The organism is Microbacterium sp. Y355, from assembly GCF_059445345.1.
On record NZ_JCAIUD010000001.1, the window covers coordinates 1,744,587 to 1,766,566 of the forward strand.

General features: G+C 65.4%; 21 protein-coding genes. 7 read left to right on the forward strand and 14 right to left on the reverse strand.

Annotation, left to right across the window (positions count from 1 at the left end):
* Positions 1–5: 5 nt before the first annotated feature.
* From AC1C2O_RS08380 to AC1C2O_RS08405, 6 genes are all read right to left on the reverse strand, one after another.
* Positions 6–551, reverse strand: coding sequence for a hypothetical protein (locus tag AC1C2O_RS08380; RefSeq protein WP_495429970.1), 546 nt, complete (start codon positions 549–551; stop codon positions 6–8).
* Between the two features lie 19 nt (positions 552–570).
* Positions 571–855: a hypothetical protein gene (locus tag AC1C2O_RS08385; RefSeq protein ID WP_495429971.1), complete on the reverse strand. Its 285-nt coding sequence runs from the start codon at positions 853–855 to the stop codon at positions 571–573.
* Positions 852–1,289 (reverse strand): hypothetical protein, encoded by a 438-nt coding sequence (locus tag AC1C2O_RS08390; protein WP_495429972.1) that lies wholly within the window; start codon positions 1,287–1,289, stop codon positions 852–854. Before AC1C2O_RS08390 ends, AC1C2O_RS08385 begins: the two co-directional genes overlap by 4 nt.
* 106 nt (positions 1,290–1,395) lie before the next feature.
* A complete protein-coding gene (locus tag AC1C2O_RS08395) occupies positions 1,396–1,794 on the reverse strand; it encodes an SHOCT domain-containing protein (protein ID WP_495429973.1) in 399 nt (132 codons plus the stop codon).
* A 59-nt stretch (positions 1,795–1,853) separates the two neighbouring features.
* Positions 1,854–3,362 carry a leucyl aminopeptidase family protein gene (locus AC1C2O_RS08400; RefSeq protein ID WP_495429974.1) on the reverse strand — a complete coding sequence of 503 codons (1,509 nt, stop codon included), beginning with the start codon at positions 3,360–3,362 and terminating at the stop codon, positions 1,854–1,856.
* A 54-nt stretch (positions 3,363–3,416) separates the two neighbouring features.
* Positions 3,417–5,078, reverse strand: coding sequence for an AbgT family transporter (locus AC1C2O_RS08405; protein ID WP_495429975.1), 1,662 nt, complete (start codon positions 5,076–5,078; stop codon positions 3,417–3,419).
* 94 nt (positions 5,079–5,172) lie between these two features.
* Between AC1C2O_RS08405 and AC1C2O_RS08410 the strand changes: the two genes are divergently transcribed.
* Entirely contained in the window at positions 5,173–6,741 is a 1,569-nt protein-coding gene (locus AC1C2O_RS08410) for an SLC13 family permease (RefSeq protein ID WP_495429976.1), read from the forward strand.
* Here the strand turns inward: AC1C2O_RS08410 and AC1C2O_RS08415 are convergent.
* The 7 genes from AC1C2O_RS08415 to AC1C2O_RS08445 all read right to left on the reverse strand — a co-directional run bounded on the left by AC1C2O_RS08415 (position 6,708) and on the right by AC1C2O_RS08445 (position 14,250).
* Entirely contained in the window at positions 6,708–8,906 is a 2,199-nt protein-coding gene (locus AC1C2O_RS08415; RefSeq protein WP_495429977.1) for an ATP-binding protein, read from the reverse strand. The two genes, AC1C2O_RS08410 and AC1C2O_RS08415, sit on opposite strands and share 34 nt — an antisense overlap.
* Positions 8,903–9,538, reverse strand: coding sequence for a helix-turn-helix transcriptional regulator (locus AC1C2O_RS08420; protein ID WP_495429978.1), 636 nt, complete (start codon positions 9,536–9,538; stop codon positions 8,903–8,905). Before AC1C2O_RS08420 ends, AC1C2O_RS08415 begins: the two co-directional genes overlap by 4 nt.
* A 123-nt stretch (positions 9,539–9,661) precedes the next feature.
* Positions 9,662–10,642, reverse strand: coding sequence for a c-type cytochrome biogenesis protein CcsB (gene ccsB, locus AC1C2O_RS08425; RefSeq protein WP_495429979.1), 981 nt, complete (start codon positions 10,640–10,642; stop codon positions 9,662–9,664).
* A gap of 9 nt (positions 10,643–10,651) precedes the next feature.
* The gene (resB, locus tag AC1C2O_RS08430) at positions 10,652–12,397 is read right to left on the reverse strand and encodes a cytochrome c biogenesis protein ResB (protein ID WP_495429980.1); all 1,746 of its coding nucleotides are present in this window, start codon (positions 12,395–12,397) and stop codon (positions 10,652–10,654) included.
* Complete coding sequence (locus tag AC1C2O_RS08435; RefSeq protein ID WP_495429981.1) at positions 12,378–13,142, reverse strand: cytochrome c biogenesis CcdA family protein; 765 nt, start codon at positions 13,140–13,142, stop codon at positions 12,378–12,380. The genes resB and AC1C2O_RS08435 overlap by 20 nt, the downstream gene beginning before the upstream one ends.
* The gene (locus tag AC1C2O_RS08440; RefSeq protein ID WP_495429982.1) at positions 13,139–13,789 is read right to left on the reverse strand and encodes a TlpA family protein disulfide reductase; all 651 of its coding nucleotides are present in this window, start codon (positions 13,787–13,789) and stop codon (positions 13,139–13,141) included. The genes AC1C2O_RS08435 and AC1C2O_RS08440 overlap by 4 nt, the downstream gene beginning before the upstream one ends.
* A 56-nt stretch (positions 13,790–13,845) precedes the next feature.
* Positions 13,846–14,250 carry a MerR family transcriptional regulator gene (locus AC1C2O_RS08445; RefSeq protein ID WP_495429983.1) on the reverse strand — a complete coding sequence of 135 codons (405 nt, stop codon included), beginning with the start codon at positions 14,248–14,250 and terminating at the stop codon, positions 13,846–13,848.
* Between the two features lie 55 nt (positions 14,251–14,305).
* Here AC1C2O_RS08445 and AC1C2O_RS08450 point away from each other — a divergent pair, with 55 nt between their 5' ends.
* Positions 14,306–15,205 (forward strand): NAD(P)/FAD-dependent oxidoreductase, encoded by a 900-nt coding sequence (locus AC1C2O_RS08450; protein WP_495429984.1) that lies wholly within the window; start codon positions 14,306–14,308, stop codon positions 15,203–15,205.
* A gap of 15 nt (positions 15,206–15,220) precedes the next feature.
* On the opposite strand, the gene AC1C2O_RS08455 is transcribed toward AC1C2O_RS08450, so the two are convergent.
* A complete protein-coding gene (locus tag AC1C2O_RS08455; protein ID WP_495429985.1) occupies positions 15,221–15,850 on the reverse strand; it encodes a histidine phosphatase family protein in 630 nt (209 codons plus the stop codon).
* A 105-nt stretch (positions 15,851–15,955) separates the two neighbouring features.
* Here AC1C2O_RS08455 and aspS point away from each other — a divergent pair, with 105 nt between their 5' ends.
* The 5 genes from aspS (at position 15,956) to AC1C2O_RS08480 (ending at position 21,963) form a co-directional block, all read left to right on the forward strand.
* Positions 15,956–17,734 carry an aspartate--tRNA ligase gene (gene aspS, locus AC1C2O_RS08460; protein WP_495429986.1) on the forward strand — a complete coding sequence of 593 codons (1,779 nt, stop codon included), beginning with the start codon at positions 15,956–15,958 and terminating at the stop codon, positions 17,732–17,734.
* Between the two features lie 284 nt (positions 17,735–18,018).
* Positions 18,019–19,164: an ABC transporter substrate-binding protein gene (locus tag AC1C2O_RS08465; RefSeq protein ID WP_495429987.1), complete on the forward strand. Its 1,146-nt coding sequence runs from the start codon at positions 18,019–18,021 to the stop codon at positions 19,162–19,164.
* Entirely contained in the window at positions 19,161–20,087 is a 927-nt protein-coding gene (locus tag AC1C2O_RS08470) for an ABC transporter permease (protein WP_495429988.1), read from the forward strand. The genes AC1C2O_RS08465 and AC1C2O_RS08470 overlap by 4 nt, the downstream gene beginning before the upstream one ends.
* Positions 20,084–20,878, forward strand: coding sequence for an ABC transporter permease (locus AC1C2O_RS08475; protein WP_495429989.1), 795 nt, complete (start codon positions 20,084–20,086; stop codon positions 20,876–20,878). Before AC1C2O_RS08470 ends, AC1C2O_RS08475 begins: the two co-directional genes overlap by 4 nt.
* Positions 20,875–21,963, forward strand: coding sequence for an ABC transporter ATP-binding protein (locus tag AC1C2O_RS08480; protein ID WP_495429990.1), 1,089 nt, complete (start codon positions 20,875–20,877; stop codon positions 21,961–21,963). Before AC1C2O_RS08475 ends, AC1C2O_RS08480 begins: the two co-directional genes overlap by 4 nt.
* The last annotated feature ends 17 nt before the right edge of the window (positions 21,964–21,980 follow it).

Sequence of the window (21,980 nt, forward strand, 5' to 3'; positions counted from 1 at the left end):
CATCCTTAGTGATGGACCATCGCCTTGAGGGCGATCAGAATGCCGCCGAACGTGGCCGTAAGCAGAGCGCCACCGAGTCGTGCCCAGATGTTGTCAGTGCGCGTGGCCGCGATGAACCAGCCGAGCGCGCCCAACAGCAGCGCGTCGACTCCGAGAGCGAGCCAGACCGCGTTGGCGTCGCGAAGGACGCCGATGACTCCGAGGGCCAGCACGGCGATGGGGATCGCGCCCAGCAGGAGCAGGCCTACCGAGTCGTGTAGGCCATGGCGGAATGCTTCGCCCATTCCACGGCGCTCACCTTCCGGGCTCACCATCCACGACACGGCTGCCGCGTAAACATGGGCTGCGAAGAAGACCAGCAGCGTGGCGACGACGGAGAGAAACGCCGCGCCGGTGTCATCGCTCAGATTGCTGCTGACGACGATCATCCCGGCCACGATGATGAGGCCGTATACACCTCCGGTCGACGTCGCCAGGGTTCCGATACCGATGGGAGGCTTCTCGTCAGAGGTCCGCTCTGGCTGTGCGCTCACCGGTTGGTCGGATTCCACGTCCTCGCCAAACGAATAGTCATGCGAGCGCCTTGGCCAGCGCCGCCTGCTTCAGAGTCTCGAACTCGGCTGCCGTGAGCACGCCAGCATCCAACAGTTGCTTCGCGCGGATAATCTCGTCCGTCGGCGTGGCAGCGCCCGCGGGTGCCGCTGGTGCGGGCGCCACCGGCACCGGCGGAATTGGCGGCGCGGCAGCCGCGGCGGCTGCATCCTGTGCCGCCCATTGGTTCTGCTGCCGACGCTGCACATTTCCGACCACTCGTGCCGCGACGGATGCGCGGGCCGCGGTGCGTAGCAGGCTCATGATTCCTCCTCCGAGGCGCTGTCGCCATCGGTATCCAGGTCAGTGACGTCAATGCCGCCAGAGAAGATCTCGCGACCGCCGAGACCGATGATCCGGTCGCCGACGGATGCCAGGCTCCGGTCTTCATAGACGATGACCAGGGCCTGTTCACCCTGCTCAAGTTCAGAGCCGATCTGCTCAATGTCCTCGGAGTCCAGCAGGTCGGTCTCGACTGCGGACAGCTCGCCGAGCACCGCATCGGTGGCCTCGTCTGACAGAACGTTCCGTCGCACCACGCCTTCGGCGTCGCGTTCGATCAGCTCGACGTCCAGAACCTCAATCGTGTGTGATCCGCGCAGCCGTTGCAGATCGCCGACGACGTCGGTGAGATCCGCGCCGACGGGTACTGCGAGAACGGTGAAGCTGAGCGGCCCAATGTATGCGGACAGTGGCATGGGTTCCTCCTGCAGATGAGAATGCGACTTGCGGTCAGTTTCCCACACACCGCCGTGCGTGGTAGTCGGTCAGCGCGCGCCGGTGAAGGCGCACGCTGACCGAGATTCAGGCCTTGGCGAGAGCCGCCTGCTTCAAGGTGGCGAACTCTTCGGCCGTGATCGCGCCAGCATCCAGCAGCTGTTTCGCCTGCGATATCTCTTCGGTCGGCGTCGCCGCCGTCCCAGCGACCGACCGGATGTACTCGTTCGTCGACTCCTGCGCATCGATGACCTGGCGCTGGGCGCGCTCGCCCATGCCTCGACCGCGCACGATCAGGTAGACCAGTGCTGTGGCGAACGGTAGGAAAACCAGGAAGAGCAGCCAGATCGCTTTGGCGACCCCGTTGAGCTTCCGGTCCCGGAACAGGTCACTGATGATCGAGAACAGCGCCATCAGATAGGCGACGAATATGAAGATGGTCAGGAACCACCAGATGGTGTCCCAGATCGTGGACCAGAATGGCACGTGTTACTCCTTGGTGTGTTGGATGAGGTCAGGTCAGCTGGTGCACGACGTGGCGTCCGTCAGGACTGCCCATCCGGCGCGAAATTGCGCGCCGATTCGAGCAGGATCCGCGCGCCGAAGCCGGTCGCTCCCGCGGTGCGCCAGGAGTCGTCCTTCTCCGTCTGCATGGTGCCGGCGATGTCGAGGTGCGCCCACGGCGTCGTACCGACGAAGTGCTCCAGGAACAGCGCCGCAGTGGTCGCCCCCGCGAACGGGCCGCCGAGGTTCGCGATGTCGGCGATCTCAGAGTCGAGCTGCTTGCGATACTTCTTCTCGAGCGGAAGCTGCCAGACCGGCTCGTCGACGGTCTCGGATGCCGCGCGGACCAGATCGACCGTCGACTGGTCGTTGCCGAACACCGGTGCGGTGGACGGGCCCAGTGACACCAGGGCTCCGCCAGTGAGGGTCGCGATGTCGATGATCGCATCGACGCCATCTTCGTTGGCGAGCACCATCGCATCGCTCATCACGAGGCGTCCCTCGGCATCGGTGTTCTTCACCTCGATGGTCGTTCCGCCGCGCGTGGTGAGCACGTCGCCGAGCTTGTACGACGTCCCGGAGGGCATGTTGTCCGTGCACATCAGCCACCCGGTGATCTTCGCGGTGACGCCAGTGTCGCGCAGCGCTGTGAACGCCCCAAGCACCGCGGCAGCGCCGCCCATGTCCATCTTCATCAGCAGGTGCATCGGGTCGCTCGGCTTCAGGCTGATGCCGCCGGAGTCATACATGATGCCTTTGCCCACGAGACCGAGGTGGCGGACGGAGCCCGACGGCGCATAGGTCAGCTTGATCATCCGCGGCTCCTCGGTTGAGCCCTGGTTCACACCGAGCAGCCCGCCGCAACCGAGCTCGATGAGCGCGGCCTTGTCGAAGAGCTCCACGTCGAAGCCGAACCGTGCACCGAGATCGACGGCGATGTCCCCCATGTTGCTGGCGGTCAGGTGGCCCGGCGGGGTGTTCGCCAGATCGCGCGCGACGACGGCCGCGCGAGCGGTCGCGAACGCCTCGACGGCGGACGCGTCCGTCCCGCCCGGGACGTCGACCGTCAGTGCTACCAAACCCACATGCTTCGACGAGGCGCTGAGAACGGTGTAGCGGTATCGGGCGAGCAGTGCGCCCTCGACGAGCGCCCGAACGGCCGCCGCTGTATCCACACCGGCGAGGTCGTCGATGCGCAGCCCGAGGCGGGAGCGGCGGGATGCCGCACGCGCGAGCGCAGCCGCGGCATCCCGCAGCACGCGCGGATCCGCGTCGGCGCGCGCGCCGAGTCCGACCGCGACGAGGTCGGGTTCACCTGCCCGCGGGAGCAGGAGCGTGCTGCCCTCGGATGCTGTGAACCCGGCACCCTCGAGTGCTGCACGATCGAATCCGAGCTCGCCCGGTACATCTGCATCCGAGTAGACCCCGACGCCGATCGCCTCGACGTCGGCCCCGATCGTACCGATCGTGATCACGGCGGCGTCGAGTGCGTCCAGGCCTGGCATCGTGGCGAGGTCGACGGGGATCACCTTGTTGGGGCTGCGTTGCATGGGTCTGCTCCTTCTGTTCGAATGCGTTCAGCGTCAGTCAGTCGCGGCAGCGGCTCAGCCGACCATGTCCACCGGGGATCCTGGCCCCCACGGGATACCGAGCAAGAACCAGACGGTGAACAGCGCCGTCCATGCCAGGAGCATCCACATCGCGTAGGGGATCATCAGGGCGATGATCGTGCCGATGCCGGCATCCTTCTTGTACCGCTGGGCGACGGTCACCATGAATGGCAGGTAGACCATCAGCGGCGTCAGCACGTTGACCGGCGAATCGCCGACGCGGTAGGCGGCGAGCAGCGTCTGCGGAGCGACATCGAGCGAGGCAAAAATCGGGATGAACACCGGTGCGAAGATGACCCACTTGGGCACAAGCCCGGGGAGGATGAAGTCCAGGATCACGATCACCAGGATGAAGGCGAGCAACAGCACGATCGCCGGAACGTTCGCCTGCTGCAGCAGATCGGCAGCGGAGACGGCAGCAACCGTCGGAAGGTTCGTCCAGTTGAACAGTGCGATGAATTGGGCGATCATCAGGAACATCACCAGCAACCCACCCAGGCTCGCGAAGGTCTTGCCGATGGCGCCGACTGCGGCGGAACCGCCCTGAAGGGTCTTCGCTCCGGCGCCGTAGGCGACACCGCAGACGAGGAATGCGAGCGAGATGATGAAGACCAGGCTGGCCATGAACGGCGTCGTGCCGATGATGTCGCCGGTATCCGGATCGCGCAGCGGTGCCCCTGGGGGAAGCGTCAGCAGCAGGATCAACACGACGAACGCGATCAGCGCCCAGAACGAGAACTTCAGCCCGCGCGCCTCGGCGTCGTGATCGACCGCCTCGGCATCGTCCGCGATGGTGAGTTCGCTCCGGTCATACTTGCCCAGCCGCTTCTCGGTGATGAACACCGTCACCACCAGCGCGACGGCCGCGAGCAGGAACGACGAGACGATCCCGAAGTAGAAGTTCTGCGTGACCTCGATCGGCTGCATGCCGGCAGAGGTCAGCACCTCGTTGGTGATCTCGGTGAGCATGCTGTCGCTCGGCGTGATCAGCAGGTTCGCCCCGAATGCGGCGCCGACACCGGCGAACGCGGCGGCGAGACCCGCGAGCGGATTTCGCCCGACTGTGAGGAAGGCGGCCGCCGCCAACGGCACGAGAATCAGGTAGCCGGCGTCCGTCGCCACTGACGACAGCACACCGACGAAGATGAGAATGAATGCCAGCCAGCGCGGCGGGGCGACCTTGACAACCCGCCTGATGAGAGCCCCCATCAGGCCGGCGTGCTCCGCGACACCAACGCCGGCCATCGCAATTAGCACGACCGCAACGACGCCGAAACCGGCGAAGTTGTCGACGAAGGAGCTGAAGAAGAAGCGCACACCTTCGACCGAGAGGAGGTTGCGCACATCGAAGGTGCGCTCCTCGACGATGTAGTCGGGAACCTCCGCGGGCTCGCCAGTGGTCGAGTCGTAGATGCTCCACGTGCCGCCGAGGTGCTCATTGATCTGCGAGAACTCGTCACGGGGCACGGGTGTGACCACGTCGTCCGTGACAGAAACGCCGACCCATGACAGGATCGCGGAGAGCACTGCGATGATGCCGATCAGGTAGACGAACATGATCGTCGGGTTCGGCACCTTGTTGCCGACCTTCTCAATCCAGTTCAAAAACCCCTTGCTCTCGGCATCCGGGGCACTCAACGCCTTTTCAGCAGCCATGCCCTAATAATCGTGACGCGCGATCTCGGCTGCAACCCGTCCCCCCAGAAGTGGGGGATACCCCGTGCGGATGCGCCCTCTATCGTCAAGGTATATGGATCCGATCGTCACGACCCTTGTCATCCTGCTCTGCGCAGTGATCGCTTTCGTGTCGAACCGGGTACCGCTCGGTATCGTCGCCGTCGGCGTCTCGATCGCCCTGTACCTGTTCGGCATTCTTGATCTGAACAGCGCACTCGCCGGCTTCGGCGACCCGACCGTGCTGTTCATCGCCGCGCTGTTCGTCGTCAGCGAGGCGCTGGAATCCACCGGGATCGTCGCATGGGCCGGCAACGAGGTCATCAATCGCACTGGCACGAACAGGATTCGACTGCTTCTCACCATCGGTCTGCTGGCCGCCCTTCTGACGGCCGTGATCAGCGTCAACGGCTCAGTGGCATCATTGCTGCCCCTGGTCGTCGTGGTCGCCGCCCGCGCCGGCATCCGACCGTCGCAGATGCTCATGCCGCTCGCATTCTCGGCGCACGCCGGCTCCATGCTGGCGCTCACCGGCACGCCCGTGAACATCATCGTCTCCGACATGGCCGCAGACAGCGGCGGCAGGCAGTTCGGATTCTTCGAGTTCGCCCTCGCCGGTCTCCCGCTGCTCGTCGGCACTCTGGCGATCATCCTGCTCTTCGGGTCACGGCTGCTGCCCGATCGCACCCCGGCCGCAGCACCCATCGACCTCGAGCAGTTGGCCTCGACGCTGCGGACGGACTACCAGATCGCCCCCGAGCGCACTCTGATGTCATCGGGTCGCGGTGTCTCGGAGGTCGTGGTGCCACCGCGCTCCTCACTGATCGGCATGCATGTGTTCCCCGGCATGAGCACTCCCAGCGGAGATCTCGTGGTGTTGGGCGTCCGCCGCGGCGATGAGGCTCTCGACGAAACAGGGACCGACCTCCGAGCGGGCGACGCGCTCCTGCTCGACGGCTCATGGGATGACCTGCAGCGGCACACGGCGAAGCGCGACGAAGTGCTAGTGGTCGACGCACCGCACACACTGCGGAGATCCGTCCCGCTCGGAACCGGCGCCAAGCGCACCCTCGTGATCCTGGTCGCGATGATCATCCTGCTCGCGACCGGTATCGTGCCGGCGGCGATCGCGAGCCTGCTTGCGGCTGGCGCGCTAATCCTCACCGGCGTCGTCTCGATGACCAGGGCCTACCGGGCAATCTCCTGGACGACGGTGATCCTCGTCGCCGGCATGATCCCGCTGGCCACGGCGTTCGAAGAGACGGGCGCAGCCCGACTCATCGCTGAGGGACTGCGCGACATGCTCGGGGATGCCGGACCCTACGCTGCCGTCGCCGTGATCGTGCTCATCACGCTGGTGCTCGGCCAGCTGATCAGCAACACCGCGACCGTGCTCATCGTCGCCCCCGTCGCAATCGCGCTGGCCGTCGCGATGAATGTCTCGCCGCAGCCATTCATGATGGCGCTCACGATCGCCGGAGCCGCCGCATTCCTCACCCCCGTCGCCACGCCTGCCAACCTGATGGTGATGGAACCGGGCGGCTACCACTTCGGCGACTACGCCAAGCTCGGACTCCCCCTCATGGTGCTGTTCTTCGCCGTGGCGGTGTTCTACGTGCCGCTGATCTGGCCGTTCACGAGCTGAATCGCTTGATCCCCGATCGATCGACCTTCGCGATCGAACACGATTCGTTCGCCCCCACCGTCCGCACACTGAATCGACATCGAGACGACGTCCTCGCCGCCCGCTGCGAACGCACGTATGGTGATGGCGCATGCGTCATCCTGCGCGAGCGCGCAGGCGATCGCCGTCGCGAGCTTGCGCGAGATCCGCGCGGAGCGCGGATCCTCGTCGGCGAGCAGCAGCACCTGCACCCCTCGGCGCCGAGCTGCGGACACGGCTTCCGCCAGAACGACATGATGCAGCAAGGGCGCTCGGATGCGGTCGCGGATGCTGCCCTCGACGGCCCTGGCCTCTCGAAGGAGCTCCTCATCCACCGCTTCGCCGGTGGCGATGCGAGTGAGCACAGGTTCTGCCAGGCCGAGGATCTCCGTCAGCTCACGACGGGAGGCCCACCTCTCAGAAGCGGCGACTGCGGCACTCGTGGCGGCACGTCGAACCGCGGACTGCACGCCGCGCTCCTTCCGGGTGATGGCGACGACGCCGGTCAGCCAGGTGTACCCGACCAGCAGCGAGATCATCGTCGGCGTAGCCATCGCGGCCAGATCTATCGCGTCCTGATTCCGCATGACGCCCCATGCACCCAGCAGCACGAGAATCGTGCCCGCCCCGATTCCGCCGATCACTGTGTTGCCGCGCGCGGCGATCACCGCGACGATGTAGGACGCGAAGGTCAGCAGCCAGATCTCGGCCGCACGCGCACCGATGAGGTCGAAGTAGATCAGCACGGATGCGGTGATCGCGATGCTGCAGCCGATGCCAGCGAAGGCAGTGGCCCGACGGAGCGCCCCTGGGCGCGGCGTCGTCACCAGCAGCACGCCGATTAGTGCAGCCGCGTACGTCGGTCCGGCGCCCGTCCCCGGGAGGTGTCCGACGAGCAGGCCGTGCACGACTCCCGTCATCCACACTCCGATGAGGGCGATGCGCGCGGTCGGAGTGGAGAGGCCGGTGTCGATCACCTCGGACGCCGTGCGTTGCCAGCCGACCTCGACGCGCGTCCCGTGCGGACCGGACGTCACCGTCGCCGTGCCGCCGTGGAGATCGCGCATGCGCCCGAGGATGCTGAGCCGCATGCCCAGTCGTTCGGGATCCGTCGCGGTCACGTCGAAACCGGAGCCCTGGTCCGAAACGACGAGGCTGAGTCGCCCGTCTCCGACGCTGCCGATCACCGTCGGTGCGAGCTGGGTTCGTGCGTGGGTCACGCTATTGCGCAACGCCTCGGTGAGCGCATGAGAGGAGCGCGCGAGCACCTCGGCTGGCACTGTCCCTCGACGCAGCCTGATCCGCGTACTCTCACCCGGGGCCGAGCCTGCGGCGATGCCGAGCAGGACACCGCGGGCCTCGGCCGCGTCGACGTCGCCCGAGTCCGGGTCGGCGACCGCCCCGCCACCGGCTGCGACCCGGAGGGATGTAAGACCAGCGACAGCCGCCTGGCGCAGCTCGGGACCGGTCGATCCGGAGAGGTGACTCGCCGCGGTGAGCGCGGAGAGCACATCATCGTGTACGAGGCGGGCGACCGCCTGCTGTCGCCGCAGTCGCGCCTGAGTCCGCAGCGAGCGCGCCTCGAGCCCGCGGGCGCGATGCTCGGCAATCTCGAGGCGGCACAGGCGAGTGCGCACACCCATCACTACGACGAGCACCGCGATGTTCCCGAAATGGATCGGCGTCATCGCGAGCGCCATCTCGGGGACCCGCCCAACGAACAACAGCGCGGACAATGCCGATGTGAACGGGACGAGCACGCCGATCGCGATGGCCGCGGTCGGGCGGACAAGCAGCGGCAGCAGGCAGATCGCCACCGGCTCGAGCATCCATGCCCAGGAGCGCAGCGCATCCGGATCGGTTCCGCCGTATCCCAGGAACATCGTCACCTGCACGAACGCCACCACCAGGACGATGACGCCCCAGACAATCCGAAGGACATCGTACGGAACCCGGCGACCCGCAACGGCCAGGACCCCGAAGAGCACGACCGGCAGGAAGGCGATGGCTGTCCACCACAGCGCGAACTGCGGGGTCTGGGCGATGATGCGCTGCCACGCCGCGAGCGTCGCAAGGAGACCGCAGACCGCGATTATCGACCCGAGCTTCCGGTCGACAGCAGGGGCAGTCACCGCTTTGTGGCTCATCGATCCTGCAACACGAGACCGTCCTCAACGGCCCTGCGGAACAGGTCAACCTTCGTGGGAGCGGCGCGGTCGACGGCCGCGTACTTCGCACGAATGCGTCGCACATGGTCGGTGACGGTCTCCCGCGACACGAACAGGGCCTGCGCGACGCGCTCTGCTGTCTCCCCCGAGGCGTACAGCGACAGCACCTCGGCTTCACGCCGGCTGAGATGGGCCGAGACGAAGTCGCGATCGGAGTCGAGAGCGGCGGCCCAGTCCGGGGAGGCGACAGTCTGTCCACGGGCAGCACGGCGCACGGAGTCGATGATGACCTCGATCCGCTCCGACTTGCGGATCATACCCGCGGCTCCGGCCCGTGCCGCCTCGCGGATGAGATACGGCCGCTCACCAGAGGTGTAGGCGAGAACGCTGGCCCCGAGCGGTTCGATCGTGCGGATGTTCGAGGCTGGATCGGTGCCGTCCGAGAGCGACAGATCCAGCAACACCACATCGAGGCGTCGTCCTCGAGTAACAATGTTGGCCGCCGTGGCTCCACTCGCGGCGACACGGATGTCTGTGGTGTTGTTCAGGATCGCGACGGTTCCGAGCAGCATCGCAGGATGATCCTCAACGATTCCAACGAGAATGGGCATTCTGGTCATCCCTCCGCTGGCTGCCACGGTACCCTTGCCCCCGCGATGAGCCTACAGCGACCGGGCGCGGCAGTGGGAGGTCAGACTGTCACACGCGGAAACGCCCGATCAGCAAGCGCCGGCTCAACTCAGGCCGGAGTACGCGTGCAGACCCTTGAAGAAGACGTTGACGATCGTGAAGTTGAAGATCACCGCGGTGAAGCCGACGATCGACAGCCATGCTGAGCGATTGCCGCGCCAGCCGCGAGTGGCGCGCGCGTGGATGTACCCGGCATAGAGCACCCAGACGATGAAGGTCCACGTCTCCTTGACGTCGAAGCCCCAGTAGCGGCCCCAAGCGTCCTGAGCCCAGATGGAGCCGGCGATGAGCGTGAAGGTCCAGAGGATGAAGCCGACGATCGCGAAGCGGAACGCCATGCCTTCCAACCGGTCGGCCGTGGGAAGCGTGCGCAGGAATGCCGGACCGGGCTTCTCGGCGTTCTCAGCGATGCGACGCTGACGACGCTCCTGCATCAACTGCAGCACTGACAGTCCGCACGCCAACGCGAAGAACGCCGTCGACAACGACGCCACGAAGACGTGGATGACGAGCCACACACTCTTCAGCGGGTCCATCAGCGGCACGACGCCGACATAGAAGCTGATCGCCGCAGCCCCCATCAGAACAATGACCAGACCTGTGATGAACGTGCCGAGGAAGCGCAGATCGACGCGGGTGAGCATCAACAGATAGACGAGTACGACCAGCAGGGTGCCGATCATCGCGAACTCATACAGGTTCGCCCACGGCACGCGCTGTGCGGCGATACCGCGCAGCACCGTCGCCGCCAGGTGGAACACGAACGCCAGCGTGGTGAGTGTGGTGCCGATCCGTGCCATCAGATAGCGCGGCTTGGCTGGCTCTGTGGATGCCACATCTGCCGTCAGGACCGAACCAGAAGCCGCACCGGCGCCGGCGCTGACCAGCACACCCTCGCGCGCAAGACGCGCATCGGCGCTCACCTCTGAGCGCCGCGCAAGATCGAATGCGTAGGCGATGAATGCTGCCGCGTAAATCGCGATCGCTGTCCAGATGAACAGGATCGAGAGGGAATCGAGGTCCATGGTGCCAGTCTACTTTCGCGGCTTATCGAGGGTGGGGCCGACATCGAGCAGTCGTGTGTGGCCGGCGACGAGATCATCGACCGCGGAGGCAAGAGTCGGGTCTTCCCCGCGGGCAAGACCGGCATACTCAAGCTGCACGGCGTCGCTTGCGGCGCTCGCCTTGACCCACATACGGCGGCGAGGAACGAACAGCGCGAGCATGAGTCCGGCAAGTGCGAGCAGTGCGAAAACGAGCACCCACACGGCCGAATCGTCGTGGTGGATCTGCAGAGACACGAAGCGCTTGACCGACTGCTCATAGTTAGTGGCGCCAGCGGGCGACTCGTCTTCGAAGGTGATCGTTCCGAGCCCGTTCGGCAGGTCGGCGCTCTCACCTGGCTGCAGCTCGATCGATGCGACGTCGGTCGTGCGGCCGGTGAGCTTCGTGAGCTCCCCTGTGTCGAGCACATACACCGAGCGAGGTGTTCCCTCGTTGATGCCGAGGTCGCCCTCGTATACATCCAGAGTCAGCAACGGTGACAGCAGCTCGCCGTGCGCCGAGGTGAAGGCGCCGGTGTCGAGCTTGGCCGCGCTCGGGTAGAAGAACGCCGCGATGCCGAGCTGCTGCGGCATCCCGTCGGTGACCTTGACCACTCCGAGCGAGGTCATGTTGTTGTCCTGCGGCAGGAAGGGCACCGAGTTGCTGTAGACAACCTCGCCCTCAGCGTTGCGCACGGTAAGCGTGGGCGCGTAGCCGTTGCCGAGCAGGTAGATCTTGTCGCCGGTGACGCTCAGCGGATGGTTCACCCGTACGGCGTCCTCGCTCGTCTCGCCGTTCTCGCGCACCGACACGTTGGCGGAGAAATTGCCTGCCTGGCCGGATGCCGCGGAGCCGTACTCCTGGTACGTCACATCGAACGAGTCCAGGGTCACCGCATAGGGGCTGAGCGCGTCGTCACTGACGAAACGTCCGCGGTTCATCGACTCGTAGTCGAGCAGTGTGTTGACGAACGTCTGCCCTTCGACGATCACGCGCTGTCCGGTGTACGCGAAGCTGCCGCCGATGCCGACGGTGAGCAGCACGCCGACGAGTGCGAGGTGGAAGATCAGGTTGCCGGTCTCACGCCAGTATCCGCGCTCAGCAGAGACCGAGTAGGTGCGGCCCCTGTCGTAGCGTTCGACGCGATAGCCGAGTGCTTTGAGCTGCTTCTGCGCGACATCGATCGCACGGGATGCTTCAACATCGGCATCCGCCGCGCCTCCTGCGCCCGCAGAAGGTCGCGTGACCTCACGGTGATCTTCGAGCCGCTGCAGTCGCGCCGGCGTACGTGGCGGCCGCGCGCGCAGCGCCTTCAGATGGTGCTTGATGCGCGGAATCACGCATCCGACCAGCGAGATGAACAGCAGCAGATAGATCGCCGAGAACCACGGCGAAAGGTACACGTCGAACAGGTTCAACGCGTCGAGCACAGGGAACAGATCGGGGTTGTCAGTCTGCCACTGCGTGACGCCGTTCGGGTCGGCCATTCGCTGCGGGAAGATCGAGCCGGGGATCGCCGCGATCGCGAGCACCAGCAGCAGGATGATCGCGGTGCGCATCGAGGTCAGCTGACGCCAGCCCCACCGCAGCCATCCGACGAAGCCGAGTTTCGGTTGGGTGATCCCCCCGCCATCGCCGTCGATGTGATCGGAGGGGCGCAGAGGATCGGAGGCGTCGCTGTTCACAGCATCCTTGTTCTTCAGATCTGGACGGGAATCAGAGCGGGAGGATGACACTGCCCATCACCGCCCCGAGTCGCGACATGATGTCGGTCCACAGGCCGCTGACCATCAGGATGCCGAGCAGGATGAGCATGGCCCCGCCGATGATGTTCACGATGCGGATGTGGCGGCGCAGGAACCCGATCGTCTTCGTTGCCCAGCCGAAACCGAGGGCGACGAGCAGGAACGGGAGGCCAAGGCCGAGGCTGTACGCCAAGCCGAGGAGGCCGGCCCGGACAGGATCGCCGAGCGTCCACGAGACTGCAGTGATTGCGGCCAGCGTCGGCCCGATGCACGGTGCCCATCCGATCCCGAGTGCGAACCCCAGAAGAGGCGCGCCGATCAGGCCGGTCTTCGAGTTGACGTGCAGGCGGAACTCGCGCTGCGCGAAGCCGAACAGCCCGAGAAAAACAAGGCCCATCACGATGATGACGACGCCAAGGATGCGGGTGATCAGCTCGCCCCACTGCAAGAAGAAGACCGCCGCCGTGCCGCCGATCACGGTGAAGGCGATAAACACCACGCTGAAACCGAGGATGAACAGCAGCACACCGAGCACAAGGCGTCCGCGTCCGGCCACTGATGCGTTCCCCGCAGCGTCAGAAGCGCCCCGCGGCGCCACCGCACCGCCGAGGAAGCCGAGATAGCCCGGCACGAGCGGCAGCACGCACGGCGAAAGAAACGACACGAGCCCAGCGAGCATCGCGACCGGAATCGCGAGCCAGAGTGCGCCGGAACCGATCAGTTCGTTTGTGTTCACGCGCTCTCCGCGAGTGCATCCCGCACGAGCGTGGAGAGAATCGACGGGCCATCAAGTGGACCGATGATGCGCGCTGCGACGCGACCCTGCTTGTCGAGCACGAGCGTGGTCGGGGTCGCCTGAATCGGAGTGACCGTGGCGAATGCGAGCTTCGCGTCGCCGTTGTCCACGTCGATGAGGCTCGGATAGGTCACGTCGTATTCTTCAGCAAACGCGCGTGCGGTATCGGCCTGGTCATAGGTGTTGACGCCGACGAACGAGACTCCGTCGCCCTCGTACTCCTGCCAGACCGACTCAAGGTCTTTCGCTTCGACCCTGCACGGGCCACAGGCGGCGTACCAGAAGTTGACGACCGTGACATCGCCGGCGATGTCTGCGCTCGCGAACTCGTCGCCGGACTCTGTGACACCGCCGAACTCGACGGGTTCACCACGATCGTCAGGAGCGATTTCAACGACCGTGAGCTCTGCCGAGATGTAACCCTTGTCATCGCCCTCGAGAAACTGCTGAGCGACGGGGTCGGCGGTGCAGGCGGTCAGAGCGACAGCGAACAGCACGGCGAACGCGGCTCCGGCCACACGACGCGAACGTCGAGTGCGGGAGAGGCGGCCGTCGCGAATCGGTCGAATCGTCGAAGCGAGTGGCACGTCAACCAGTCTAAGCCTGGGATTCTATGGGTGATCTGGACGCATCGACGGGCCTCTCAGAATCGGGCAAGCACGTCGTCAACCCCGGCTCTGAACCTCGGACAGGTGGTGATGTCGTGGGCGCTGCACTGCAGTGCATGCTCGGTCATCTCACGCGAGCGCTGCATCTCCAGCATCCGTTGATCGATGTCTGCGAGGTGCGCATAGAGCACTTCGTGGCGCCCCCTGCGTCCGTCATCCAGTAGCACCGCAATCTGCTCCAGGGTCATTCCTGCGGCCTTGCTTCGCTTGATCACGGCGATGCGCACGATGTCATCCTCGCCATATCGTCGGCGGTCGGCCGAGTCGCGTTCGGGGCGGAGGAGCCCCACGCTCTCCCAGTGCCGCAGCACATTGCTGGGCAGTTCGAACTTTTCCGCGACCTCGCCGACGGACCATGAACTCGACGTATTTGACTTCATGTTGACATGAAGTCACACACTGGTCCAGAACGCAAGATCAGAGAGGAACCCACCCATGTATGACGCGATCGTGATCGGTGCTGGACCCGCAGGCCTGCAGGCAGCGCTGACCCTTGGAAGGATGCATCGCAGCACGCTCGTGCTCGACTCCGGACAGTACCGAAATGGCCCGGTGTCTCATATGCACAACGTGCTGGCCGACGACGGTACTCCCCCAGCCGAACACCGCGCACGGGCTCGCGCGCAACTATCGGCCTATCCCGATGTGGAGTTCAGGACTGCCGTGGCGGAGAGCATCGTCGGGGCTGCAGACGACTTCAGGGTCTCGCTCGAAGGCGGCGAGTTCGAACATGCACGGCGAATCATCCTCGCGACTGGTGTCACCGATGATCTCCCGGCTGTTCCTGGGCTCGATGACCTCTGGGGCCACCGTGCCTTCGCCTGCCCGTTCTGCGACGGCCACGAGTTCAATGGTGCCGAGATCGGCATCATCGGCGCCGGACAGCGAGCAGGACACCTTCTTGCACTGCTCGGTCCGGTGGTCGGCGGAATCACGGTGTTCCCCGTCGACGTCGCCGTGACAGAAGACGAGAGAGCAATGCTGGAGACGGCGGGAGCACGGGTGTCCGCCCACGTCGTTGATTCGGTGCGACCGGGGCCGGACGGTGGCGTGATCGTCGCCGCCGGCGGAACCGACACCGCGCTGGCCGGGCTGTTCGTCGCGGCCGGATCGATCAGTCAGCGTGCTCCGTTCGCCGCGCAGTCAGAACTACAGATGTTGCCCAGCGGTGCGATCGAGATCGATGATTTCGGGCGCACTTCCGCACCCGGGATCTTCGCCGCGGGTGATCTCGCTCACCGCGCGACGATGCCGGGGCCTGTTGCATCCGTCATCCAGGCTGCCGCCGCAGGACAGCTGGCCGCGGCGTTCGTTGTGCAGGAATTGAGCGCGTGATGTAGACGCGGCGGCTCAGACGGCGCCGACGTCGACGGCGCCGCCGGTCGCAGCGGGTTCGGCGTAGTCGACTTCCCGCCAGACATCGCCAACCCGCTCGAAAGAGGTCACGCTCGACAGCGCGCAGCGGCGGGTGCGTGGATCGTGGCGCAGCGGGAGTCCAGCGACACTAAGGTGTGTGATCCAGATCGGCGCCTGATGCGAGACGAACACGACGTCGCCACCGTCGGTCTCGTGCCAGGCGCTGTTCATTGCCTCTTCCACACGATCGGCGATCAACGCGTACGGCTCGCCCCAGCTGGGAACCGATGGTCGACGCAGGTGCCACCAATTGAGCGGGTTGCGCAGTGAGCGACTCATCCGCGTGCCTTCGAAGACGTTGGTCGGCTCGATGACGCGTTCATCGATGATCGGGTCCAGCCCGAAGATCTCGGTGAAAGGCTCTGCTGATTCCTGAGCGCGTTGCAAGGGTGAGCAGCGCAACGAGGTCACCGAGCGATCGAGTCCCGCGATGTACTCTGCGGCGGACCGCGCCATCGCCTTGCCTGCTTCACTCAACCCATAATTCGGAAGGCGACCGTAGAGAACCCGTTCGGGATTGTGCACTTCGCCGTGGCGGACGAGATGAAGGCGGTCGGCAGGCATGAGGTCAGTCTAGGGATGTCGCAGCGGTGAGTCAGGCGCGACGGCACGCACGACGTGCCCACGTAGAATGGCGGAGTTCCCTTTACTGAACTGGAGGAATCTTCCGTGCTTCGCACTCACACGACCGGCTCCCTGCGAGCCGAACACATTGGTCAGACCGTCACCCTCACGGGGTGGGTTGATCGTCGTCGTGATCACGGAGGAGTCGCGTTCATCGATCTCCGCGATGCCTCTGGCATCGCCCAGGTGGTCATCCGCGACGAAGAGACTGCACACCCGCTGCGCAGCGAGTTCGTGCTGAAGGTGACTGGCCAGGTTTCGCAGCGCCCCGCAGGCAACGCGAACCCGAACCTCCCCACCGGCGACATCGAGATCATCGCATCCGAAGTCGAAGTTCTCAACGAGTCCGCTCCCCTGCCGTTCCAGGTGTCTACCGGACTCGGTGACACCGAGACGATCGGTGAGGATGTTCGGTTCAAGTACCGCTATCTTGATCTCCGTCGTCCGTCGTCGGCAGCCGCTCTACGTCTGCGTTCGAAGGTCTACAAGGCAGTACGCGATGTGCTCGAGACACGAGAATTCGTCGAGGTCGAGACTCCGACGCTCACACGCTCCACGCCTGAGGGCGCCCGCGACTTCGTCGTGCCCGCGCGCCTGCACCCCGGTAGCTGGTACGCCCTTCCGCAGAGCCCGCAGCTGTTCAAGCAGCTGCTCATGGTTGGCGGCATCGAGAAGTACTACCAGATGGCGCGCAGCTACCGCGATGAGGACTTCCGCGCCGACCGTCAACCGGAGTTCACCCAGCTCGACATCGAGATGAGCTTCGTCGACCAGGAAGACATCATCGAGATGATGGAGGCCGTCATCCCCGCGATGTGGGCAACTATCGGCGTCGAGGTCCACACTCCGCTGCCGCGCATCACTTACGCAGACGCCATGGCGAAGTACGGCTCCGACAAGCCCGACCTGCGCTTCGGTCTCGAGCTCGTCGAGGCGACGGACTACTTCAAGGACACCACGTTCCGCGTGTTCCAGGCCGACTACGTCGGCGCTGTGCTGATGCCTGGTGGCGCCGGCCAGCCACGCAAGCAGCTGGATGCCTGGCAGGACTGGGCCAAGCAGCGCGGAGCGCGTGGCCTTGCATACGTCCTGTTCAACGAGGATGGCTCGCTCGGCGGCCCTGTCGCCAAAAACCTTTCGGATGCTGAGAAGGCCGGCCTCGCCGACCTCGTGGGCGCTGCCGCAGGCGACTGCGTGTTCTTCGCCGCCGGTTCTGCAAAGGAAGGCCGTGCGCTGCTCGGCGCTGCCCGCGTGGAGATCGGTCGCCGTCTCGGCCTCCTCGATCCAGACGTCTTCGCATTCACCTGGGTGGTCGACGCCCCGATGTTCGAGCCTGCGGCCGACGCTGTGGCATCTGGTGACGTCGCCGTCGGCGCTGGCGCCTGGACAGCCGTTCACCACGCCTTCACCGGCCCTAAGCCGGAGTTCGCGGACACGTTCGACACTGATCCAGGATCTGCGCTCGCCTACGCATACGACATCGTCTGCAACGGCTCAGAACTCGGCGGCGGATCGATCCGCATCCATCGCGAGGACGTTCAGAAGCGCGTCTTTGAGGTCATGGGCATCAGCGATGAGGTTGCCGATGAGCAGTTCGGCTTCCTGCTTGACGCGTTCAAGTTCGGTGCCCCGCCGCACGGCGGCATCGCGCTGGGCATGGACCGCGTGTTGCAGCACCTCACCAAGACCGACTCGATCCGCGAGGTCATCGCGTTCCCGAAGACCGGCAACGGCTTCGACCCGCTGACTTCGGCGCCGGCGCCGATCACCGATGCGCAGCGCGCTGAGGCCGGAGTCGACTTCGTGCCAGAGGACGAGTCCTAACGCCGAGGCCCCGGGTTGTCCCCGAGACCCGTGTTGCAGACGTCTGCAACACGGGTCTCGTCGCTGTGTAGGGGTGTCGGCTGTTCTTCACCCCGCGGGTGCGGGCTCGGGTCTAGACCTCGGTACTCATCCGGCGCTAGTGTGCGGAGAGCAGGTGGATACCGCGCGCCACCGGTCGGTTACCTCTCGTTCACGTGAATTGAGACAGCGGGTAACCGCCGGCGCGTAGCGTCCTCTCGCAACCCGAAACCGGCTCCACAGCGCCGGACACCGAGAGGAACATCATGGCAAGCTTCACCCCTCGTAAGCGATTCGTCGCAGGCATCGCCCTGGCCGCGACTGCCGCCCTCGTACTAACCTCCTGCGCCTCCGGCGGAGATGACACCACAGGCGATGGTGGAGATTCCGGCGTGGATGCCGCGACGGCGACATCTGTAGACGCTTTCGGCTCGTTCGAAGACCTTGAGGCCGCGGCCAAGGCCGAGGGCCAGCTGAACGTCATCGCCCTCCCCCGCGACTGGGCCAACTACGGCGAGGTCCTCGACCTGTTCGCCGAGACATACCCCGAGATCACGATCAACGAGCAGTCCCCCGACGTCTCCAGCGCCGAGGAGATCACGGCCGCGAAGACCAATGAGGGCCTCGACACTGCCCCTGACGTGTTCGACCTCGGCCTCGCCGTGGCGCTTTCGAGCACCGACGTCTTCGCTCCCTACCAGGTGCAGACCTGGGACGAGATCCCTGACGCTCTGAAGGAGCCGACCGGTTTGTTCGTCGGCGACTACGGCGGATACCTGTCGATCGGCTACGACTCCTCGAAGTTCGACGCTCCGGCCGAGCTCGACGATCTTCTGGGCGCCGACTACAAGGGTGCCGTCGCGATCAACGGTGACCCGACGCAGGCCGGTGCCGCGTTCGCCGCTGTGGGGTTGGCCACTGTCCAGTCCGACGGCACGCTGGATGACTTCCAGCCTGGCATCGACTTCTTCGGCGAATTGCAGAAGGCCGGAAACTTCCTCAAGGTCGACGCGACGCCGGCCACGGTCGCCAGCGGCGAAACCCCCATCGTCTTCGACTGGGACTACCTGAACGCCGGACTCTCCACCGACAATCCTGACTGGAAGGTCGTCGTTCTCGATGGTGTCGGCTACGCCGGCTACTACAACCAGGCGATCAACAAGGATGCCCCGAACCCGGCGGCTGCCCGCCTGTGGCAGGAGTTCCTCTACAGCGACGACGTGCAGAACCTGTGGCTCAAGGGCGGCGCCCGACCGGTGCGTATGGAGGCCATGACAGAGGCCGGCACGATCGATGCAGACCTGGCGGCAGCGCTACCAGAGGTGCCGGCAGACACGGTCGTCCCGACCGAGGAGCAGAGCACCAACGCCGGCACGCTGCTCGGTGAGAAGTGGGCTGCGGCGATCCAGTGACGTCTGCGACCCTGGGGGCGGATGCCTCGGCATCCGCCCCCACCGCCGTCGGGCCGTCTCGCACGGCCCGACGGTCTGCGCCATCGTGGGCATGGCTGGGACTTGTGCCGTTCTCGGCATATGTGCTGCTCTTCCTAGCCGTACCGACACTCCTCGCGATCGGATCGGGCTTCTTCACCAAAGACGGCTCCTTCACGTGGAGCAACGTCACCGCGCTCGCGGATCCCGTTGTACTGAACACCTTCGCCAGTTCGGCCGGCCTCTCCGTACTCACCGCGGTCGTCGGCGCGGTCGTCGGCGCCGTCGTCTGCTACGCACTGCTCGGCATGAACCCACAGGGCGCTGTGCGCTCGACGGTGGATGCCGCAGCAGGCGTGCTCGCCCAGTTCGGCGGTGTCATGCTCGCGTTCGTCTTCATCGCGGCAATCGGCGGACAAGGCGTCATGACACTGTTCCTCAAGGACACCTTCGGGCTCGACCTGTATGAGAACGGGATGTGGCTCTACGAGGTGCCCGGCCTGATCATGCCCTATCTGTACTTCCAGGTGCCCCTCATGGTGATCACCTTCATGCCCGCACTCGCGGCACTCAAGCCGCAGTGGACAGAGGCCACCCTCACCCTCGGCGGCACGCGCGCGAGTTTCTGGTTACACGTTGGCTTCCCTGTCCTCGCCCCCTCGTTCTTCGCAAGCCTGCTGCTGCTGTTCGCGAACGCGTTCTCGTCATATGCCACGGCTGCCGCCCTCATCAGCCAGGGTTCTCAGATCGTCCCGCTGCAGATTCGTGCCGCGCTCACCAGCGAGACCGTGCTCGGCCGCGAGAACCTCGCAGGGTCACTCGCCCTCGGCATGATCATCGTGGTGGGCATCGTGATGGGGCTGTACTCAGTCATCCAGCGCCGGGCAGCAAGGTGGCAGTCATGAACCGTATCGCCCCCTCCCGCGCGACCCGCTGGATTATCGGCATCCTGGTCGGCGCGTTCTTCGCGATCCCGTTGCTATCGACCTTCCTCTACACGGTGCGCGGCAAGGATGGCAGCTTCTCGTTCGATCGCTGGGTAGCGCTGTTCGACCCTGCTGCCTCCGCCGCGATCAAGCCAATCTGGACGGGACTAGGCAACTCACTCATCCTCGCCGTCGTCACTGTGGCGATCGTGCTCCTGCTGCTGGCACCCACGATGATCCTGATGAACCTGCGCTTTCCGAAGCTGAAGCCGTTCTTCGAATTCGTGGTGCTGCTGCCGATCTCGATCCCCGCGATCGTGCTCGTCGTCGGTCTTGCCCCGATCTACCTGCAGATCGGTCGTACACTCGGCACCGGCACGTGGACGCTGGCGTTCGCCTACGGGATCACCGTGCTGCCGTTCGCGTTCCGATCGATCCAGGCATCCATCGATGCCGCCGACCTGAAGACGCTCTCAGAGGCCGCCCGTTCGCTCGGCGCAAGCTGGCCGGTCGTGGTCGTGAAGGTGCTCGCCCCGAACATCCGTCAGGGGCTGCTCGCCGGCTCCCTCATCTCCATCGCCGTCGTGCTCGGCGAGTTCACGATCGCCTCGCTGTTGAACCGTCAGGTCTTCCAGACCGCGCTGGTCGTCGTGCAGAAGCAGGACGCCTACGCCCCGGCGATCTTCACACTGCTGGCGCTGTTGTTCTGCTTCCTGCTGCTGCTCGTCATCGGCCGCGCTGCCCGCGGCAACCGAAAGGCCCGTTCATGACAACCCCGAACACTCTCCCCCCGACGAAGGACAACATGCTGTTGTCCGAGGCGGGCGAGGGAACCCGCGTGCAGTTCCAGGGCATCGAGAAGAGTTACGGCTCGAACCGTGTGCTGCACGGCGTCGACCTCGACATTGCGCCTGGCGAGTTCGTGTCGCTGCTTGGCCCGTCCGGCTGCGGCAAGACCACCGCGCTCCGCGTGCTCGCGGGGCTCGAGAACGCTGATGGTGGCGCTGTGCTGCTGGGTGGACAGGACGTCTCCCGAGTGCCGACGAACAAGCGTGACATCGGCATGGTTTTTCAGTCGTACTCTCTCTTTCCTCATCTGCGCGTCGACGACAACACCGCGTTCGGACTGCGTCGCCGTGGCGTCGGCAAGGCGAAGGCAGCAAAGCGCGCTTTGGATGCCCTCGCGCTCGTCGGGCTCGAGGGATTCGCCGACCGATTCCCGCACCAGCTGTCCGGTGGGCAGCAGCAGCGCGTGGCACTCGCCCGCGCACTGGTAACCGAACCGCGTGTACTACTGCTCGACGAGCCGCTCTCGGCGCTCGACGCCAAAGTGCGCGTGCAACTGCGCGACGAGATCCGCCGCATCCAGCTGCGCCTGGGGATCACGACAGTCTTCGTCACCCACGATCAGGAGGAGGCGCTGGCCGTCTCCGACCGCATCGCGGTTATGGATGCCGGACGCATCGACCAGATCGACACCCCTGAGGAGCTGTATTTGCGGCCCGCGACCGCGCATGTCGCTGCCTTCGTCGGTCTCTCCAGCATCGTCTCGGGTGTCGCGGCGGGTGGCCGCGTCACGGTCTGGGGCCGGGACCTGCCGACCAACTCCCCTGCCGAGGGCGAGGTCGAGGTACATCTCCGCCCGGAGAACCTTCGATTCGCGGGTGAAGCGGATGCCGCAACCAGCGGAATCGTCGAGGAAAGCACCTTCCTCGGCAGCATCCGCCGCACTCTCGTGAAGACCGATTCCGGCGAGCTGGTGCGCGTGCAGCACGACGCGCAGTTCCACCCCGCGTTCGGCGACCGCGTACATCTCGCTGTCGAACCCGTTCCGGTAGCCGTGCGACCCAAGTAGCGTGTCATCGAGGCGCT

Coding starts and splice junctions, on each gene's coding strand:
- AC1C2O_RS08475 (WP_495429989.1), top strand. CDS start 20,084: ATGAACCGTATCGCCCCCTCCCGCGCGACCCGCTGGATTATCGGCATC.
- AC1C2O_RS08455 (WP_495429985.1), bottom strand. CDS start 15,850: ATGCCTGCCGACCGCCTTCATCTCGTCCGCCACGGCGAAGTGCACAAT.
- ccsB (WP_495429979.1), bottom strand. CDS start 10,642: ATGGACCTCGATTCCCTCTCGATCCTGTTCATCTGGACAGCGATCGCG.
- AC1C2O_RS08385 (WP_495429971.1), bottom strand. CDS start 855: ATGAGCCTGCTACGCACCGCGGCCCGCGCATCCGTCGCGGCACGAGTG.
- AC1C2O_RS08465 (WP_495429987.1), top strand. CDS start 18,019: ATGGCAAGCTTCACCCCTCGTAAGCGATTCGTCGCAGGCATCGCCCTG.
- AC1C2O_RS08410 (WP_495429976.1), top strand. CDS start 5,173: ATGGATCCGATCGTCACGACCCTTGTCATCCTGCTCTGCGCAGTGATC.
- AC1C2O_RS08415 (WP_495429977.1), bottom strand. CDS start 8,906: ATGAGCCACAAAGCGGTGACTGCCCCTGCTGTCGACCGGAAGCTCGGG.
- AC1C2O_RS08390 (WP_495429972.1), bottom strand. CDS start 1,289: ATGCCACTGTCCGCATACATTGGGCCGCTCAGCTTCACCGTTCTCGCA.
- AC1C2O_RS08450 (WP_495429984.1), top strand. CDS start 14,306: ATGTATGACGCGATCGTGATCGGTGCTGGACCCGCAGGCCTGCAGGCA.
- AC1C2O_RS08445 (WP_495429983.1), bottom strand. CDS start 14,250: ATGAAGTCAAATACGTCGAGTTCATGGTCCGTCGGCGAGGTCGCGGAA.
- AC1C2O_RS08480 (WP_495429990.1), top strand. CDS start 20,875: ATGACAACCCCGAACACTCTCCCCCCGACGAAGGACAACATGCTGTTG.
- AC1C2O_RS08400 (WP_495429974.1), bottom strand. CDS start 3,362: ATGCAACGCAGCCCCAACAAGGTGATCCCCGTCGACCTCGCCACGATG.
- AC1C2O_RS08405 (WP_495429975.1), bottom strand. CDS start 5,078: ATGGCTGCTGAAAAGGCGTTGAGTGCCCCGGATGCCGAGAGCAAGGGG.
- AC1C2O_RS08420 (WP_495429978.1), bottom strand. CDS start 9,538: ATGCCCATTCTCGTTGGAATCGTTGAGGATCATCCTGCGATGCTGCTC.